This window comes from Pseudomonas sp. NPDC089428 (assembly GCF_044749325.1).
GTDB lineage: Bacteria > Pseudomonadota > Gammaproteobacteria > Pseudomonadales > Pseudomonadaceae > Aquipseudomonas.
The window spans coordinates 244,056-261,016 of sequence record NZ_JBIVHT010000004.1 but is presented as its reverse complement, the minus strand read 5'-3'; the positions used below and the strand labels follow the sequence as shown (position 1 = coordinate 261,016).

Here is a 16,961-nt window from a genome sequence, read left to right as displayed (position 1 = left end):
CGTTCCACCGATGGAACAAACACTCACGCTTGCAGGTATTCGAGCACCTTGTGCGCGGCCATCGCCGGGTCTTCCTGCATGAAACAGTGCCCGCCGGGGACCTGAAGGGCGCTCACCTCAGGGTTGAGGCTGGCCAGGCGCTGCACCGAGTGCGGCACGAAGGGATAGGTCTGCTCACCATAAAGCACCAGGGTTGGCACCTGAATGGAGGCCAGCTGCGCCCACATGCGCGACGGGAACGAACTGAAGATCTCCACTTCACGGCTGGGCCGGCACTTGAGCACCACGCCTTCGCCGCACTCACCGATCGCGTGCTCGACATACGCCTGCAAAGCAGCTTCGCTCCAGCCTTTGAAGATGCCACGCCCGTGCAGCGAGGCCCGCGCCGACTCACGGTCGGGCCAATGGCTGCGCCGGCTGGCGGCCTTGCGCGCCAGGGCATGCCGACGGTGCAAGCCGACCAGCGCAGCAGCGCCCATCACACCGATCATGCGCCGGCTGAACAGTACCGGGTCGAGCAATACGGCACGGGCAAACAAACCCGGCTGGCTGGCCAGCATCAATCCGGTCAGCACGCCGCCAAAGCTATGCCCCACGGCGTAGCGGGCAACCTCGCCATATTCACCACGTCCGGCGTTGAAGGCTTGCACTGCCAGTGCAGCGCTGCGGTTCCAGCCGCGGAAATCACCACCATGATCGCTGTCACCATGGCCCTGGACATCGCTCAGCCATAAATCGAAATGTTCACTGAGGCGCATCAGCAGCGGCTGGTAAGCCAGGCAGCAAAAGCCGTTGCCGTGCAGAAAATGCAGCAGCGGCTTGCCGCTGGCCGGCGAACGCCAGCCACGCAGGGTGAAACCTTCGGCGGCCTCAAATGACCAGGGGATCAGCTGCATCGGCTTACTGTACTCAACGGTTCATGAAAATGCCGATTCTACAAACAGCAGCGGGTAAAGTGAAATCACCAGCAGCAAGGCCATCAGGACATTGAACAGCATCAGCCAGCGCGGGTTCTGCAGCAGGTTGCGCAGGGCGCTGCCGAACATCACCCATACGCCGACGCTGGGCAGGTTGACCAGGGCGAACAGTGCGGCAATCACCACCACATTGGCCACATAGCCCTGGGCCGGCGTGTAGGTCGTGATCGCCCCCACTGCCATCACCCATGCCTTGGGGTTGACCCACTGGAATGCCGCAGCGCCCCAGAAACCCAGCGGCTTGCGCGCGCCGGGCGCATCAGCGCCGAGCGGCCCGGAGGTGGCGATCTTCCAGGCCAGGTACAACAGGTAGGCCGCACCGGTATAGCGCAACACGCTGTACAGCACCGGCCAGGCCTTGAATACCTCGCCCAGGCCCAGCCCCACCGCCAGCACCATGACCATGAACCCCACGCTGATACCCATGGCATGCGGAATCGAACGGCGCACACCAAAGTTCACGCCCGAGGCCAGCAGCATGGTGTTGTTAGGCCCGGGCGTGATCGAGGAAACGAAAGCAAACAGCACGAAGGCGGTCAGCAGGTCGGCAGAGGCAAGCATGGCAGGCATTCCAGAATTGTTGCAGGTGCTGTCACACTAACGGAGTCGCCCTGCCCTGCGACCGGTACAGTTAAGTTATATTATGCAGACACACATTACTGTACCGCCATCCAGAGCCACACACTCAAGCACAAGGAAGCCCCTGCATGAGCCTGACCATCCGCCCTGCCGTTCGCACCGATGCCGCCCAGATTCTCGCCTACATCACCGAACTGGCCGAGTTCGAGCGTGCCCGTGACCAAGTGGTCGCCACCCTCGCCGATATCGAACACAGCCTGTTCGGTGAAGGCAGCACCGTGCACAGCCTGATCTGCGAGCGTGACGGCAAGGCCATCGGCTTTGCCGTGTACTTCTACAGCTATTCGACCTGGCAGGGCCGCAACGGCATCTATCTGGAAGACCTGTACATCACCCCCGAACAGCGCGGCGGCGGCGCAGGTCGGGATGTGCTGCGGCACATTGCGCGCGAAGCAGTGGCCAAAGGTTGCGGGCGGTTCGAGTGGAGCGTACTGGACTGGAACGAACCCGCGATCGGTTTTTACCAGTCACTGGGGGCCGAGCCACAGGCTGAGTGGGTGCGCTACCGGCTGGATGGCGACAAGCTGTTGCAGTTTGCCAAAAGCTGACCTTGGGCCTGACCGACCCTGTCGCCGGCAAGCCAACTTGCCGGCGACAGGGCCGCAAGGCATCAATCGTGACGCCACACCGCACCCGCAATATCCACCCGCTTGGGCAACACCCGGTTCTCGAAGAACAGCTCTGCCGTGTGCTGTTGCGCTGCGACGATCTCTTCACTCACCGGTATCAGCGGCGATGCCGGACGATGACTGAAACTGCGCCGCACCACTTCTTCCGACAGCCCCATGAACTGCGCCAGCACACGGACACTGCCGGCCTCGTCAGAGCGCGTCAGCGCCTCGGCCTTGGTGATCTGCGCCAACAAGTGCTTGATGAAATCGCCATTGGCCTCGACATAGCCACGAGCCCCCAGCATGAACGGCCCGATCAGCCCCAACCCCTCGCCGTCCGCCAGCAGCCGCGCCTTGCCTTCCAGGTCGATGGCTGAATAGAACGGATCCCAGATCGCCCACGCGTCGACGCTGCCACGTTCGAAGGCCGCCCGGGCATCAGCGGGCGCCAGGTACACCGGCTGCACGTCGCGCATGCTCAAGCCCACGCTGGCCAGGCTGCGCAGCAGCAGATTGTGGGCACTGGAGCCCTTCTGCAAAGCCACACGCCTGCCTTTGAGCTGAGCCACCGAGGTGATCGGGCTGCCCCTGGGCACCAGAATGACTTCGGCCTTCGGCTTTGCCGGTTCGGCGGCGATGTACAGCAGGTCTGCGCCCGCTGCCTGTGCGAAGATCGGCGGTATGTCCCCGGTGGAACCGATATCGAGGCTGCCAATGTTCAGCGCTTCGAGCATCTGCGGCCCTGCCGGAAATTCGATCCACTCGACCCGTGTATTGGCGAAGCGCTGCTCCAGCAGCCGGTGCTGCTTGGCCAGCACCAGGCTGACCGAGCCTTTCTGGTAGCCGATGCGCAGCGTGGCAGGGTCCGCCGCATGAACGGCCCCCGCCAGCGCCAGCAGTAAAAGCGCGGCAAAGCGTAGGACGCGCATGGCTCATTCCTTCCAGTCGGTCGTGGGTTTTTCCCAGAGATTGATCCCACCTTCAACGGCATGGCGGTCGATTTCGGCAAGTTCTTCAGGGCTGAATGCCAGGTTGTCGAGTGCCGCGACATTCTCGGTGATCTGCTCCGGCCGGCTGGCGCCGATCAGGGCAGAGCTCACCCTTGGATCGCGCAGGGTCCAGGCCAGGGCGAGTTGCGCCAGGCTCTGGCCGCGGCGGCGGGCAATTTCGTTGAGCGCACGGGCGCGGGCCAGGTTGGCCTCGGACAGGTGTTGCGGCTGCAGCGAGCCACCACCGGGGCGGTTGACCCGTGCATCGGCCGGAATGCCGTTCAGGTACTTGTCGCTGAGCAACCCCTGGGCCAGTGCCGTGAACACGATGACCCCGGCCCCCAACGCGTCGGTGGTGTCCAGCAGGTCCTGCTCGATCCAGCGGTTGAACAGGTTGTACGAGGGCTGGTGAATCAGCAGCGGCACCTTCAACTCGGCCAGCAACGCGGCGATCTCGCGGGTCTTGCCGGCGGAATAGGAAGAAATCCCGATGTACAGGGCCTTGCCCTGGCGCACGATATCGGCCAGGGCGATCGCGGTCTCTTCCAACGGCGTGTCGGCATCGAATCGGTGCGAGTAGAAGATGTCCACGTAGTCCAGCCCCAGGCGCTTGAGGCTCTGGTCAAGGCTGGCATGCAGATACTTGCGCGAACTGCCACCCTGGCCGTACGGCCCCGGCCACATGTCCCAGCCGGCTTTGCTGGAGATGACCAGCTCGTCCCGATAACTGCGCAGGTCTTCACGCAACAGGCGGCCGAAATTGCGCTCGGCGCTGCCATAGGGCGGGCCGTAATTGTTGGCGAGGTCGAAATGGGTGATGCCGGCATCGAAGGCCGTGCGCAGCAACGCGCGCTGGGTGTCGATCGGCGTCGCATCGCCGAAGTTGTGCCACAGGCCCAGGGACAGGGCCGGCAACACCAGGCCGCTGCGGCCGACGCGGCGGTAAGGAATGCGCGCGTAGCGCTCGGGGTTGGCAATGTAGCTCATGGTTGACCTCACTCGGCAAAATAGGGGTTGGCAGGCCGTTGCAGGCCCAGGTGCTCGCGCAGGGTGTGGCCCTGATACTGGCGGCGGAACAGACCTCGACGCTGCAACTCGGGAACCACCAGCTTGGCGAAGTCTTCGAGCCCCTGTGGCAGATGCGGCACCAGCACATTGAAGCCGTCGGCCGCACGGCCTTCGAACCAGGCCTGCAGCGCATCGGCAATCTGCGTCGGCGTGCCGATCAGGCTGTAGTGCCCTCGCCCACCAGCGATGCGACGGCCCAGTTCGGCGAGGGTCAACTGTTCCTGCCCCGCCAGCTCGGTCAGCAATTGCTGGCGGCTGCGCTGACCATCCTCGGTCAGCGGCAGCTCCGGCAGCGGGCCGTCCAGCGGGTAGCCGGACAGATCGAAGTTACCGAGCATGCGGCCGAGCAAGGCAACCCCCACACGGGGGTCGAGCAAATCCTGAAACTGCTGGTACTTCGCCTGTGCCTCAGCGGCACTGCGGCCGACCACGACGAACACGCCAGGCATGATCTTCAGCGAATCTTCGCTACGCCCATGGCGGCCCAGGCGCCCCTTGAGGTCGGCGTAAAACGCTTGGGCGCGCGCCAGGCTGGGCTGCGCGGTAAACACCACCTCGGCACTTTCGGCCGCCAGTTCGCGGCCGGCTTCGGACGACCCGGCCTGGACCAGCACGGGCCGGCCCTGGGGCGAACGGGCCACGTTCAAGGGACCGCGAACACGGAAATGCGCACCGGCATGGTCGAGGCTGCGCACGGCCTGAGGCCGATGAAACTGGCCGCTGGCCTTGTCACGGACGAAGGCGTCATCGGCCCAGCTGTCCCACAGGCCCTGCACCACCTGCTGGAACTCGCGAGCCCGCGCGTAACGCTCGGCATGGGGGATATGTGCATCGCGGCCAAAGTTGCCGGCCTCGGCTGCGGCGTCGGAAGTCACCAGGTTCCAGCCGGCTCGGCCGCCCGAGAGGTGATCGAGCGAGGCGTACTTGCGTGCCACATGGTATGGCTCGTTGTAACTGGTGGTGGCAGTGGCGATCAGGCCAATGCGCTCGGTGACCACGCTCAGTGCCGAAAGCAGGGTCAGAGGTTCGAAATGCACCGAGCGGGCGCTGCGACTGGCCAGCGCATCGCTGGGGGCGGCGACGCTGTCAGCCACGAACAGTGCATCGAAGCAGGCGGCTTCGGCGATTTGCGCAGTGCGCCGGTAGCTGGCGAAGTCCAGCGGGTCGGCAGGCACGTCCGGGTGACGCCAGGCGGCGACATGGTGCCCGGTGGCCATGAGGAAGGCACCCAGGCTCATTTGACGACTCATGTTCTGTCTCCTTGCAGTACGCCCACAGTCAGAAGTCCTTGCGCAGTTGAATGCCGAAATAGCGCCCGTCATCACGCGGCACGGACCGGTAGATGTAGTCACCGCCACTGGCCAGCATCTGCGCGTAGGACTTGTCGCCCAGGTTCTTGCCCAGCAACGCCACGCGCCAGCCGTCGTTGTAATCGGCCAGGGCGATACTGGCGTTCCAGATGCCATAAGCGCCCTGCACCGTGTCGGGGTTCTGGTCGAGGCTGAACTGCACCGAGTCCTGCCAGCTGTAGTCGCTGGCCAGTTCCACATCCAGGCCGTTATCCAGGGGGATCACGTAATCGGCGCGCACGTAGGTCTTCCAGTCTGGCGTGAACGGCAAGTGGCCACCGTCGATGTTGCAATTGGCCGCCGCCCCGACCGGGCAGTTGAAATGGTCGACCCGCGCCTTGGTATAGGCCGCAGCGGCCGTGAACTTGAGCTGGCGGGTAGCCTGGAAACTGGCATCGAGTTCGACGCCTTGGGTCTTGACCTTGCCCGCGTTGACCAGGCGGGTCACCACCTGGTTGGCCACGGTGTCGAAGAAGTTGGCCTGGTAGTTGTCGTAATCGGTGTGGAACACCGCCAGGTTGGCCATCAGGCGGTTATCCAGTGCGGTGCCTTTGAGCCCCACCTCGTAAGCGTCGGATGTTTCCGGCTTGAGGGCCTCGGTATCACGCGGCTGCATGTTGAAGAACACGTTGTAAGCCGGGCCCTTGTAGCCGCGCGAATAGGTTACGTAGCCGGTGAGGTTGTCGTTGAAGTCGTACTGCAGGCCGGTACGGCCACTCCAGCCGTCCTCGTCCACCGAGCCGGAACTGGCGGTCGAGGGCTGGATGCCGGTAACGGCCGTCGGCGAAGTCGACACGCGACGGTGGTCGTACTCAAGGTCGTCGTGGGTCCAGCGCAAGCCGAAGATCGCGCGGAAATCTTCGGTGAAGTTGAAGGTGTTTTCACCAAACAGCGCGACGCTGTCGTTGGTGGTCGAGTAGTCCGCCCTGCCCGTGTTCGCCACCCCGCTGTTGACCGAGAGCCGCTGATAGGTTTCGTCGGAGGTGCCGTGCATGTAGAAGGCGCCCAGCACGTATTCATTGAACTGGCCCTTCGGCGACGTCAGGCGAAACTCCTGGCTGTACTGGTCATAGTCCACGGTGCCCTTGTCATGGGAGGCGGTAACCGGCAGCAAGGCGCGGCGGTCGCCATCCTGGTACTGGGTGTTGTCCCAGCCACGCCAGGCGCTGATGGACGTCAGCGTGTAGTCACCCAGCTGCCAGTCGAGCTGTGCCGACAGGCCCTGGTTCTGGTCTTCGACGTGGGTCTTGAAATCACTATTGATGTCGCGGTTGTGAGCACTGGGCACAACCGGGCGCAGCTGGTTGGCGATGGCCGTGCTGGCACTGGTTACCACACCGCTGGGCAGGGTGTCTTCGCCTTTCATGTAGTCGGCGATCAGCGTAAGGCGCAGCTCGTCACTGGGCTCGAACTCCAGCTTGCCGCGGGCGCCCTTGCGTTGATAGCCGTTGACGTCGTGGCCATTGGCGACGTTTTCGACGTTGCCGTCGTAGTCGCCCCACAAGGTACTCAACGAGCCTTTGACCTGCTCGTTGAGGCGGCCACCGATGCCAAAGCGCAGGCGGTTTTCGTCGCCACCACCGAAGTGCGAATAGTCCACGTAGCCTTGGGTCTGCTCAGGGATCGCCTTGCTGACCACGTTCAGCACGCCAGCGGAAGCATTCTTGCCGAACAGCGTGCCCTGCGGGCCGCGCAGCACTTCGATACGCTCCAAGTCGAGCAGGTCGAGGGTGGACTGCCCGGGGCGGCCGAACACGACGCCATCGACCACGGTAGCCACGGTCGGCTCGACACCGGGCGAGGTGGAAATGGTGCCCACGCCGCGGATGAACAGCGAGGTGTCCTTGTTCGAGGCGCCAGCGCGGTAATTGAGGGTCGGTACCTGCTGGACGATGCTGGCGACATTGTTGCGATTGTCACGTTCAAGTTGTTCGCCATCGATCACCGAAACGGCCACCGGCACCTCCTGCAAGGTCGACTCGCGGCGGGTGGCGGTCACGGTCACCGCGTCCAGCGAGGTGGCCTGCGGTGATTGTTCGGCCGCTTGCGTGGGTTGGCCAATGGCGGCCAGCAATACAGCGGCAGCCAGCGGCTGGCGTTGCTTGAACGGAAATGCCTTGCGGTGTTTGTGCATGATGCGACTGCCTTCAAAGACCAGACCATGGCCCGCACGGGGGCCGACACGGGTGATGCTGTGGTTGTCTGGTCTCGCTCGTGCGAGTGGCAGGCGCTTGCCAACAGCAGCGCTTGTTAGCGCTAACATCAACAAGTATCAGAGGCGCTGGCTTAGCAGGTCAAATACTTAAAAATACGATTTATATTCCATAAAGCTATTTGCCACGGCGGCCCTCGTTAGCGCTAACATCGCCTCATCTGTCAACGAGGCCAGCCTGTGAGCCAAGCCAAGGAACCCACCCGCAAGCGCCGTGGCGCGGGGCGTGTCACGCTCGCCGAGGTAGCGCGGGCCGCCGACGTTTCGGCCATCAGCGTATCGCGCTACTTCAATCAGCCCGAGCAGGTTTCCCCACCTCTGCGCGAACGCATCGAAGCGGCGGTACAGGCGCTGGGTTATGTGCCGAACCTGGTGGCCGGAGGGCTGGCCTCTGCCCGTGGTCGTATTGTCGGCATGGTCATTCCGAACATCTCCGGGCCGATCTTCGCCCAGACCATCGAGGCCTTCAGCGACACCTTGAGCCGGCATGGCTACCAACTGTTGCTGGCTTCCAGTTATTTCAGCGAGGCCCAGGAAGAAAGCGCCGTGCGGGCCTTTCTTGGCTGGTCGCCGGCAGCGTTGGTGGTGACCAGCCACTTCCACAGCCCGGCCACCGAGAAGATGCTCGCCGAGGCCGATGTACCGGTAGTGGAAATCTGGGACTACCGCCCGGAACGAGCGCCTCTGCAGGTTGGCTTCCTCCATCACCAGGTGGGTGTGCAGGCGTGCCGCTATCTGCTGGGCAAGGGCCATCGGCGCATAGCCTTTGTGCAGAACAGCGCGGCGGGTGACCTGAGCGCGCTGGAGCGGCGGGACGGCTACATCGAAGCACTGCGTGACGCCGGGCTTGAGCCCTGGGTATTCGTGCCCTCGGCTGACTGCACGCCGTTCGAGGCCGGCAAACAGGCCATGCAAGCGCTGGTCCGCCGCGCCCCACGTCCGGAGGCGATCATCTTCGCCAACGACAACCTGGCCGCCGGCGCCCTCCTTGCCGGCCAGCGTGCCGGGCTGCGGTTGCCCGAAGACATGGCAATCGTCGGTTTTGGCGACTACCCCTTCGCCGAGATGCTGTTGCCCAGCCTGACCACGTTGCGGCCACCGTCGCGGCAAATTGGCGAACTGGCAGCGATGCGGGTACTGCAGCATCTGGGATGCGTGGCACATGAGGGCGAAGTCGAACGCTTGAACTTGCTGCACTGCGAGCTGATTACCCGGGAAAGTGCATAACCCGGCAACACGTAACTGGAGAACACCAGGCGCAGGTCAAGCGCAGAAGGCACGTTACACTGCCCGATCAGCCACCCCCTCCTCTGCCTTCGTCAGGAGCCCCCCCTTGGAACTCAGGCAACTGCGCTATTTCGTGAAGATCATCGAACACGGCAGCCTTGGCCGCGCCGCGCTCGAACTGGAGGTCGGCGTCTCCGCCCTCAGCCAGCAGATCGCCAAGCTGGAGAGCGAGCTGTGCACCCGCCTGCTCAACCGCAGCAGCACAGGTGTCACGCCAACCAGCGCCGGCATGGCCTTCCTGCACCATGCCCAGCTCAGCCTGCGCCAGGCCGAGAACGCCATCCTGGCTGCCCACCGGGGACGCATGAGCGGTTACGTCACCGTCGGCCTGCCGCCCACCACCGCCACCGTGCTCGCGCTGCCGCTGATCAACGCCATGCGCGAGCGTTACCCCGATATCCAGCTGCACCTGGTGGAGATGCTTTCAGGGCACCTCGCCGCGCAGCTCAATGCCCGGCAGATCGACCTCGCCATCCTGTTCCAGCTTGAGGGGGGTAAACGCTGGAGCGTGACGCCGCTGCTCGACGAAAAGCTGTTCGTCATCAGCCCTCCACAGCTCCCCCAGGCCCCCTCGTGCAGCAGTGTGCAGCTGGCCGATCTGGGCCAGCTGCCGCTGGTCATGCCCAGCGCCCAGCATGGCCTGCGTTCGACGTTGATGGCCGCTTTCGAACGCTTCGGCCTGGTGCCGAACATCATCATGGAAGTCGATGGCCTGGCGGTCCTGATGAACGCCGTGCGTGCCGGCCATGCCGCCACCATCCAGCCCGGCGCCGCAGCGGCGCTCAAGGGTGAAAACGGGCTGTGTGTCGCGCAGATCAGCGACGCCCACGTAGGCCGGCGCAACCTGCTGGCAACCTTGGCGGACGATGAACTGTCACCTGCCGCGCTGGCCACCCGACGGGTGATCATCGACGTCGCGCGCCACCTCGTCAGCCAGCGGCAATGGCCAGGCGCAACCTGGATCGAAGACGCCAGCCTTTAGTAAAACTGAACACCCCATGCCGTAGCCCGCCTTTCGGCGCATGGCCGGCTCCCCTACTTTCTCCTCACTCGCAAGGGGCTCTTCGTTCACGCCTCCTTGCGAACGAGGAGCGAAAATGATCGATGTTCTTGTAATCGGCGGTGGCAACGCCGCCCTCTGCGCCGCGCTGATGGCACGCGAGGCCGGTGCCAGCGTCATGCTGCTGGAAGCTGCGCCCAAGGTATGGCGCGGCGGTAACTCGCAGCACACCCGCAACTTGCGTTGCATGCACGACGCGCCCCAGGATGTGCTGGTCGATGCCTACCCCGAAGAGGAGTACTGGCAGGACTTGCTCAAGGTCACCGGCGGCCTGACCAACGAAAAGCTGGCACGCATTGCCATCCGCGCCTCCTCCAACTGCCGCGACTGGATGCGCCGCCACGGCGTGCATTTCCAGCCGCCGCTGTCTGGCGCCCTGCATGTGGCGCGGACCAACGCGTTTTTCATGGGCGGCGGCAAGGCCCTGGTGAACGCCTACTTCCGCAGTGCCGAACGGCTTGGCGTGCAGGTGCGCTACAACGCCCCGGTCAGCGATATCGAACTGCAGGACGGCAAATTTGTCGCCGCCCACCTGGCCGCGCGTGAAGCAGAGGGTCGGCAGCTGCCTGCCGAACGCATCCAGGCCAGGGCCTGCGTGCTGGCGGCGGGCGGCTTCGAATCCAACCGTGAGTGGTTGCGTGAAGCCTGGGGCCAGAACGCCCGTGGCGAATGGCCGTCGGACAATTTCCTGATCCGCGGCACGCGCTTCAACACCGGCACCCTGCTCAAGCGCATGGGCGAGCTCGGCGCCGACATCATCGGCGATCCGACCCAGGCGCACATGGTCGCCATCGACGCTCGCGCGCCTTTGTATGACGGCGGTATCTGCACCCGCATCGACTGCGTGTCGCTGGGCGTGGTAGTCAACCGCGACGGCGAGCGCTTCTACGACGAAGGCGAAGACTTCTGGCCCAAGCGTTATGCCATCTGGGGCCGCCTGGTAGCCGGCCAGCCGGGTCAGCAGGCCTATTCGATCATCGACCAGCAGGCCATCGGCCGCTTCATGCCACCGGTGTTCCCTGGCACCACGGCCAATTCCCTGGCTGAACTGGCGCGCAAGCTGGGCCTGCCAGAAGCGCAGTTTTGCCAGACCATCGAGGCCTTCAACAACGCCTGCCAGGTCGGCACCTTCGACCATACCGCGCTCGACGACTGCCACACCGCAGGCCTGGCCCCGGCCAAGACCCACTGGGCCCGCCCGCTGGTCAAGCCGCCGTTCTACGCCTACCCGCTCAAGCCAGGCGTCACCTTCACCTACCTGGGCCTGGCCACCGACGAAACGGCCGCCGTGCATTTCGCCGGCAAGCCCAGCCCCAACCTTTTCGTCGCAGGAGAAATGATGGCCGGTAACGTACTGGGCAAGGGCTACACCGCCGGCATCGGCATGGCCATCGGCACGGCATTCGGCCGTATCGCCGGCGTCCAGGCGGCCGCCAGCGCAGGCTTCGTCGATAACCGCGAGGTGCGCCATGCAGCTGTTTGAACCACAGGCACAAAGCGAACTGATCCCGGTGCTGAATGTGCACGAGAGCGAAGTGCAGCGGCAGATGAGCATTTGCAATGCCTGCCGCTACTGTGAAGGTTTCTGTGCGGTGTTTCCGGCGATGACCCGGCGCCTGGAGTTCGCCCAGGCCGACATCCACTACCTGGCCAACCTCTGCCACAACTGCGGCGCTTGCCTGCACGCCTGCCAGTACGCGGCGCCCCACGCCTTCGAGGTCAACGTGCCCAAGGCCATGGCCAAGGTACGCCTCGACACCTACGTCGAATACGCCTGGCCCCGTGCCCTGGGCCGCCTGTACCAGCGCAACGGCCTGACCCTGGCGCTGGCCAGCGGCTTCGGCCTGGTGCTGTTTCTGTGCCTGAGCCTGCTGGCCATGGGCAACCTGTTCACGCCCATGCCTGGGGGCAACTTCTATGGCATTTTTGCGCACAACACCCTGGCGCTGATGTTCGGCGCGGTATTCGGCTTTGCGGTCATCGCCTTGGGCCTGGGCGTGCGGCGGTTCTGGCGCGACATCACGCCACCTGCGGCAGACGCCAGGCTGAAATCCGCCGCTGCACTGGAAGCGACGGCCAGCGTGGCCAAGCTCAAGTACCTGGACGGTGGCCACGGCGAAGGCTGCAACAACGCCGATGACCGCTTCACCTTGTGGCGGCGCCGCTTCCACCACCTGACCTTCTACGGTTTCCTGCTGTGCCTGGCCGCCACCGGCAGCGCAACCCTCTACCACTACCTGCTGGGCCTGGCGGCGCCATACCCGGTGCTGAGCCTGCCGGTCATGCTCGGCATCGCCGGCGGCATCGGCCTGCTGGTAGGCCCTGCCGGGCTGCTGTACCTCAACCTGCAGCGCAACCCCGCCCACGGCGACAGCGAGCAGAAGCCCATGGACCGCGGTTTCATCGCCCTGCTGTTGCTGGTCAGCGCCAGCGGCCTGGCCCTGCTGGCGTTTCGTGAAACCAGCGCCCTTGGCTTGCTGCTGGCCCTGCACCTGGGGCTGGTCATGGCGTTCTTCCTGACCATGCCCTACGGCAAGTTCGCCCATGGCATCTTCCGCAGCGCCGCGCTGCTCAAGCACGCCATCGAGAAACGCCAGCCCAACCCAATCAATGCCGGCAGCGACTGAACATCGCGCCCCGCCTCAAAAAACAACAAAAGCGAGCAAAACGGTAGCCATGATGAAAACAACAACACAGACCAGGGGCGCCAAGCTGGGCGCCATCCTGCGGGTCACCAGCGGCAACTTCCTCGAGCAGTTCGATTTCTTTCTGTTCGGTTTCTATGCCACCTACATATCCCAGACATTCTTCCCGGCCACCAGCGAGTTCGCCTCATTGATGATGACCTTCGCGGTGTTCGGCTCAGGCTTCCTGATGCGCCCGTTGGGGGCCATCGTGCTGGGCGCCTACATCGACAAGGTCGGCCGGCGCAAAGGGCTGATCGTGACACTGTCGATCATGGCCGCCGGCACCGTGCTGATCGCGCTGGTGCCGGGTTACGCCAGCATCGGCATCCTGGCCCCGCTGCTGGTGCTGCTGGGGCGGCTGTTGCAGGGCTTTTCCGCTGGCGCCGAGCTGGGTGGCGTTTCGGTCTACCTCTCGGAAATCGCCACGCCGGGGCGCACCGGCTTCTATACCAGCTGGCAATCGGCGAGCCAGCAAGTGGCGATCGTCGTGGCGGCAGCACTGGGCTACACCCTCAATGCCTGCATGCAGACCCATGAAGTGGCCAGCTGGGGCTGGCGTATTCCGTTTTTCATCGGCTGTGTGATCATTCCGTTCATCTTCATCATCCGCCGCTCGCTGCAAGAGACCGAAGCGTTCAAGGCGCGCGGGCATCACCCGGGCGCTGCCGAAGTGTTCCGCTCGATGTGCGACAACTGGCGCACGGTGCTGGCCGGCGGGTTGCTGGCAGCAATGACCACCACCACGTTCTACCTGATCACGGTCTACACCCCGACCTTCGGCAAGACCGTGCTGCAGCTGAGCACCACCGACAGCCTGGTGGTGACCTTGCTGGTCGGGGTCAGCAACTTCATCTGGCTGCCCATCGGCGGCGCCCTTTCCGACCGCATCGGCCGGCGCCCACAGCTGTTGGCGATTTCGCTGCTGTGCGTGCTGACCGCCTACCCGGCCATGCACTGGTTGGCCGAGGCCGCCAGCTTCGAGCGCCTGCTCGCGGTATTGCTGTACTTCTCGTTCTTCTTCGGCATGTACAACGGCGCAATGGTCGCAGCGTTGACCGAGGTGATGCCGGCGAACGTGCGTGTGGTCGGGTTCTCGCTGGCCTTCAGCCTGGCCACCGCGCTGTTTGGCGGCTTCACGCCAGCGATCTCGACACTGCTGGTGCAAGCCACCGGTGACAAGGCCTCGCCAGCCTACTGGCTGATGTTCGCAGCGGTATGCGGGTTCACCGCGACGACCGTGCTGTACCGCCGAGCCAAGCCGGTAGCAGCCAGTACCTGCTGAACCGCGATTGCCAAGCGGTGGTGCCAGCAGGTTCAGCTGCTGGCTCGCACCCGGTGCATCACCATCCCGACCAACAACACATTGGTCAGCGCCAACAGGCACAGGGTCAGCAGCACCCCCATCGAGCCAAAGTGCTCGAACACAAAGCCGCCCACCACTGGCGTGAGTGCCTGTCCGATCAGTGACGGCCGCGACATGCGGCCCATCAACAGCACGTACTGCGCTGGCGGCATCATCGCCAGCGGCAGCAGCCCACGTACGATCGCCCGCAGGCCATTGCCGCAGCCGAACACCAGCAAGCCCACCGCCGTGGCAGCCGGCACAAAGGTCACCATCAGCAGCCCCACCAGCACCAGGCTCACCCAGGCCAGCGCGGTCCAGATCGGGTGGCGCTTGCCCGCCAGGATCTGCAGCACCCGCGACGCCACCTGGCTGGGCCCGAGCATCGCCGCCAGGCCGATGGCCACCGGCAGCGAATGCCCCAACCCCTGCAGCACGGCCACCAGTTGTACGGCGATGGCGGTCATGATGATCGCGCCGATGGCGAACATGCTGGTCAGCAGCAGGTACAGTGGGCGGTCCACGCCGAGCGCTTCGCCTGCGGCCTGCGCCTTGGCCGGCACCTCGACCCGACCACCGGCAGGCAGCACCCGCCAGTACAGCGGTGCGACCACCACGATCAGCACCAGCGCATAGCACACGCACGTTGCGCGCCAGCCGAAGTGTTCGATGGCCAGGGCCACGGTCGGCCAGGACAAGGTCGAGGCGAAGCCGGCGATCAGGGTGATGCCGGTGATGGCCTTGCCTGCGCCTTCGCCATACAACCCGCCAAGGGTGGCGAACAGCGCTTCATACAAGCCCATGGCCATGCCGATGCCGATCACCGCCCAGGCCAGCAGGAACAGGCCGAGGTCGTGGCTGGCGGCCATGATCAGCAGCCCCACCGCCACCACCGCACCGCTGGCGGCCATTTGCGGGCGGCCACCGTAGCGGGCGACCAGGCGGCTGGACCAGGGGGCGAGCAGCGCCGAGACCATCAGGCTCAGGGACAGCGCGCCATAGACCCACTGGCTGGGCCAGCCGGTGTCGCGGCTGATGGGGTCGGCCATCACTGCCATGAGGAAGAACGAGCCGCCCCAGACCAGGATTTGCAGCACGCCGAGGAGGACGATGCCGAGGGGGCCGGGCAGGCGGTGGTAGGTGTGCAAGGTGGGGCCTATTTCAGTCGCGGGGCGGGGGTGTCTGCACCGGCCTCTTCGCGGGCAAGCCCGCTCCCACAGGGACTGCGCAGGCGCTGAATGCTGTGCAAAACCTGTGGGAGCAACTGTCTTGCTCAATCTCTAGAATCTGGCGCGATTCCTGTGGGAGCGGGCTTGCCCGCGAAGAGGCCGGCACAGTCTTAGAGAGCTTACCTGCTGGCCCCGTCACATGCCCGCCATCGATGATTGAGCCACACATATCATTGCCCGTGATAATAACCTTCGCTCCGTTCGATTCGTGCGTCACGCGCAAGACACTCACACTCCGCCCACTACTAATACATTGGCGGAGTTCTCCATGGATCACTCACTCAAACCCTTGCGCTTTCCCCTCGCTGCCCTGGCAGTGGTGGTGCTCAGCGCTTGTGGCCGCACCCCCGACGCCGTGCAGGCTCCCGCCGCGCCCAAGGTCAGCGTTGCCAAGGTCATCGAGCAGCCGATCAACGAATGGGACGAGTTCACCGGCCGCCTGGAAGCGCCGGAAACCGTCGAAGTGCGCCCACGGGTCTCGGGCCAGATCGACCTGGTCGGTTTCACCGAAGGTGCCCAGGTGAAAAAAGGCGACCTGCTGTTCCAGATCGACCCGCGCCCGTTCCAGGCTGAAGTCCGCCGCCTCGAAGCCCAGCTGCAACAGGCCAAGGCCACTGCCATCCGCAGCGCCAACGAAGCCCGCCGTGGCGAGCGCCTGCGCGACAGCAACGCGATCTCAGCCGAGCTTGCCGAATCGCGCAGCAGCGCCGCCGCCGAAGCCCGCGCCGGGGTCGATGCGATCCAGGCCCAGCTCGACCTGGCCCGCCTGAACCTCAGCTTCACCCGCGTCACCGCGCCGATCAACGGCCGCGTCAGCCGCGCCGAGTTCACCGCCGGCAACATCGTCACCGCCGATGTCACGCCGCTGACCAGCGTGGTGTCCACCGACAAGGTGTACGCCTACTTCGACGCCGACGAGCGCGTGTACCTCAAGTACACCCAGCTGGCGCGCGATGGCCAGCGTGGCCAGAGCACCCCGGTGTACCTGGGCCTGACCAACGAAACCGGCAACCCGCACCTGGGCCAGATGAACTTCGTCGACAACCAGGTCAACCCGCGCACCGGCACCATCCGTGGCCGCGCCGTGTTCGACAACCGCGACGGCCAGTTCACCCCAGGCCTTTATGCCCGCCTGAAGCTGGTCGGCAGCGCCCAGTATGACGCCGTGCTGATCAACGACGAAGCGGTCGGCACCGACCTTGGCAAGAAGTTCGTGCTGGTCATGGACAAGGACAACAAGGCCGCCTACCGCGCCGTGGAACTGGGGCCGAAGCTCGAAGGCCTGCGCATCGTGCGCAGCGGCCTGACCAAGGACGACCGCATCGTGGTCAAGGGCCTGCAGCGTGTGCGCCCTGGCTCGCCGGTGACCCCGGAAGAAACCCCGATGGCCAGTGAACAGACCCTCGCCACCCTCGCCCAGCAGCGCCAGGCCCTCGAGGCCAGCAACCCGGCGCAGAAGGTTGCGGGCTCCATCGAAAAAGTCGCCAGCGCTCAGGCGCCACGCGGTTAAG

Annotated in this window: 14 protein-coding genes; 7 read left to right on the top strand and 7 right to left on the bottom strand. The window is 64.8% G+C overall.

All coding sequences use genetic code 11. The annotated features are described in order from the left end of the window. Positions 1 to 23: 23 nt before the first annotated feature. A complete protein-coding gene (locus ACIPZ5_RS10090) occupies positions 24 to 896 on the bottom strand; it encodes an alpha/beta fold hydrolase (protein WP_400808212.1) in 873 nt (290 codons plus the stop codon). A 21-nt stretch (positions 897 to 917) separates the two neighbouring features. Next, positions 918 to 1,547, bottom strand: a complete 630-nt coding sequence (locus tag ACIPZ5_RS10085; protein ID WP_400808209.1) for a LysE family translocator — start codon at positions 1,545 to 1,547, stop codon at positions 918 to 920. Between the two features lie 137 nt (positions 1,548 to 1,684). Between ACIPZ5_RS10085 and ACIPZ5_RS10080 the strand changes: the two genes are divergently transcribed. Beyond that, the gene (locus ACIPZ5_RS10080; RefSeq protein WP_400808206.1) at positions 1,685 to 2,164 is read left to right on the top strand and encodes a GNAT family N-acetyltransferase; all 480 of its coding nucleotides are present in this window, start codon (positions 1,685 to 1,687) and stop codon (positions 2,162 to 2,164) included. A gap of 62 nt (positions 2,165 to 2,226) precedes the next feature. Here ACIPZ5_RS10080 and ACIPZ5_RS10075 read toward each other — a convergent pair whose 3' ends face one another. The 4 genes from ACIPZ5_RS10075 to ACIPZ5_RS10060 are packed head-to-tail and all read right to left on the bottom strand — an operon-like array spanning position 2,227 to position 7,767. Then, positions 2,227 to 3,156 (bottom strand): aliphatic sulfonate ABC transporter substrate-binding protein, encoded by a 930-nt coding sequence (locus ACIPZ5_RS10075; protein WP_400808203.1) that lies wholly within the window; start codon positions 3,154 to 3,156, stop codon positions 2,227 to 2,229. A 3-nt stretch (positions 3,157 to 3,159) separates the two neighbouring features. Further along, on the bottom strand, positions 3,160 to 4,203 hold the full coding sequence (mgrA, locus tag ACIPZ5_RS10070) for an L-glyceraldehyde 3-phosphate reductase (RefSeq protein WP_400808200.1): 1,044 nt from the start codon (positions 4,201 to 4,203) through the stop codon (positions 3,160 to 3,162). Between the two features lie 8 nt (positions 4,204 to 4,211). After that, positions 4,212 to 5,534 (bottom strand): LLM class flavin-dependent oxidoreductase, encoded by a 1,323-nt coding sequence (locus ACIPZ5_RS10065; RefSeq protein ID WP_400808197.1) that lies wholly within the window; start codon positions 5,532 to 5,534, stop codon positions 4,212 to 4,214. A gap of 28 nt (positions 5,535 to 5,562) precedes the next feature. Then, positions 5,563 to 7,767: a TonB-dependent receptor gene (locus tag ACIPZ5_RS10060; RefSeq protein WP_400808195.1), complete on the bottom strand. Its 2,205-nt coding sequence runs from the start codon at positions 7,765 to 7,767 to the stop codon at positions 5,563 to 5,565. A gap of 258 nt (positions 7,768 to 8,025) precedes the next feature. On the opposite strand from ACIPZ5_RS10060, the gene ACIPZ5_RS10055 reads away from it, so the two are divergent. The 5 genes from ACIPZ5_RS10055 to ACIPZ5_RS10035 all read left to right on the top strand — a co-directional run bounded on the left by ACIPZ5_RS10055 (position 8,026) and on the right by ACIPZ5_RS10035 (position 14,161). Further along, on the top strand, positions 8,026 to 9,072 hold the full coding sequence (locus tag ACIPZ5_RS10055; RefSeq protein ID WP_400808192.1) for a LacI family DNA-binding transcriptional regulator: 1,047 nt from the start codon (positions 8,026 to 8,028) through the stop codon (positions 9,070 to 9,072). A gap of 106 nt (positions 9,073 to 9,178) precedes the next feature. After that, positions 9,179 to 10,114: a LysR substrate-binding domain-containing protein gene (locus ACIPZ5_RS10050; protein WP_261940235.1), complete on the top strand. Its 936-nt coding sequence runs from the start codon at positions 9,179 to 9,181 to the stop codon at positions 10,112 to 10,114. Between the two features lie 115 nt (positions 10,115 to 10,229). Continuing rightward, positions 10,230 to 11,675, top strand: coding sequence for an FAD-dependent tricarballylate dehydrogenase TcuA (tcuA, locus tag ACIPZ5_RS10045; RefSeq protein ID WP_400808189.1), 1,446 nt, complete (start codon positions 10,230 to 10,232; stop codon positions 11,673 to 11,675). After that, positions 11,662 to 12,819 (top strand): tricarballylate utilization 4Fe-4S protein TcuB, encoded by a 1,158-nt coding sequence (gene tcuB / locus ACIPZ5_RS10040; protein WP_400808187.1) that lies wholly within the window; start codon positions 11,662 to 11,664, stop codon positions 12,817 to 12,819. Before tcuA ends, tcuB begins: the two co-directional genes overlap by 14 nt. A gap of 49 nt (positions 12,820 to 12,868) precedes the next feature. Next, the gene (locus ACIPZ5_RS10035) at positions 12,869 to 14,161 is read left to right on the top strand and encodes an MFS transporter (RefSeq protein ID WP_400808184.1); all 1,293 of its coding nucleotides are present in this window, start codon (positions 12,869 to 12,871) and stop codon (positions 14,159 to 14,161) included. 32 nt (positions 14,162 to 14,193) lie between these two features. Here ACIPZ5_RS10035 and ACIPZ5_RS10030 read toward each other — a convergent pair whose 3' ends face one another. After that, positions 14,194 to 15,318 carry an MFS transporter gene (locus tag ACIPZ5_RS10030; RefSeq protein WP_400808605.1) on the bottom strand — a complete coding sequence of 375 codons (1,125 nt, stop codon included), beginning with the start codon at positions 15,316 to 15,318 and terminating at the stop codon, positions 14,194 to 14,196. Between the two features lie 400 nt (positions 15,319 to 15,718). On the opposite strand from ACIPZ5_RS10030, the gene mexE reads away from it, so the two are divergent. Then, the gene (gene mexE, locus ACIPZ5_RS10025; RefSeq protein WP_400808181.1) at positions 15,719 to 16,960 is read left to right on the top strand and encodes a multidrug efflux RND transporter periplasmic adaptor subunit MexE; all 1,242 of its coding nucleotides are present in this window, start codon (positions 15,719 to 15,721) and stop codon (positions 16,958 to 16,960) included. The last annotated feature ends 1 nt before the right edge of the window (position 16,961 follow it).

Excerpts from the sequence above, each read along its gene's own strand:
- ACIPZ5_RS10075 (WP_400808203.1), bottom strand. The coding sequence starts at position 3,156 with ATGCGCGTCCTACGCTTTGCCGCGCTTTTACTGCTGGCGCTGGCGGGG.
- mexE (WP_400808181.1), top strand. The coding sequence starts at position 15,719 with ATGGATCACTCACTCAAACCCTTGCGCTTTCCCCTCGCTGCCCTGGCA.
- ACIPZ5_RS10060 (WP_400808195.1), bottom strand. The coding sequence starts at position 7,767 with ATGCACAAACACCGCAAGGCATTTCCGTTCAAGCAACGCCAGCCGCTG.
- tcuB (WP_400808187.1), top strand. The coding sequence starts at position 11,662 with ATGCAGCTGTTTGAACCACAGGCACAAAGCGAACTGATCCCGGTGCTG.
- ACIPZ5_RS10035 (WP_400808184.1), top strand. The coding sequence starts at position 12,869 with ATGATGAAAACAACAACACAGACCAGGGGCGCCAAGCTGGGCGCCATC.
- ACIPZ5_RS10080 (WP_400808206.1), top strand. The coding sequence starts at position 1,685 with ATGAGCCTGACCATCCGCCCTGCCGTTCGCACCGATGCCGCCCAGATT.
- ACIPZ5_RS10065 (WP_400808197.1), bottom strand. The coding sequence starts at position 5,534 with ATGAGTCGTCAAATGAGCCTGGGTGCCTTCCTCATGGCCACCGGGCAC.
- ACIPZ5_RS10085 (WP_400808209.1), bottom strand. The coding sequence starts at position 1,547 with ATGCCTGCCATGCTTGCCTCTGCCGACCTGCTGACCGCCTTCGTGCTG.
- ACIPZ5_RS10090 (WP_400808212.1), bottom strand. The coding sequence starts at position 896 with ATGCAGCTGATCCCCTGGTCATTTGAGGCCGCCGAAGGTTTCACCCTG.
- mgrA (WP_400808200.1), bottom strand. The coding sequence starts at position 4,203 with ATGAGCTACATTGCCAACCCCGAGCGCTACGCGCGCATTCCTTACCGC.
- tcuA (WP_400808189.1), top strand. The coding sequence starts at position 10,230 with ATGATCGATGTTCTTGTAATCGGCGGTGGCAACGCCGCCCTCTGCGCC.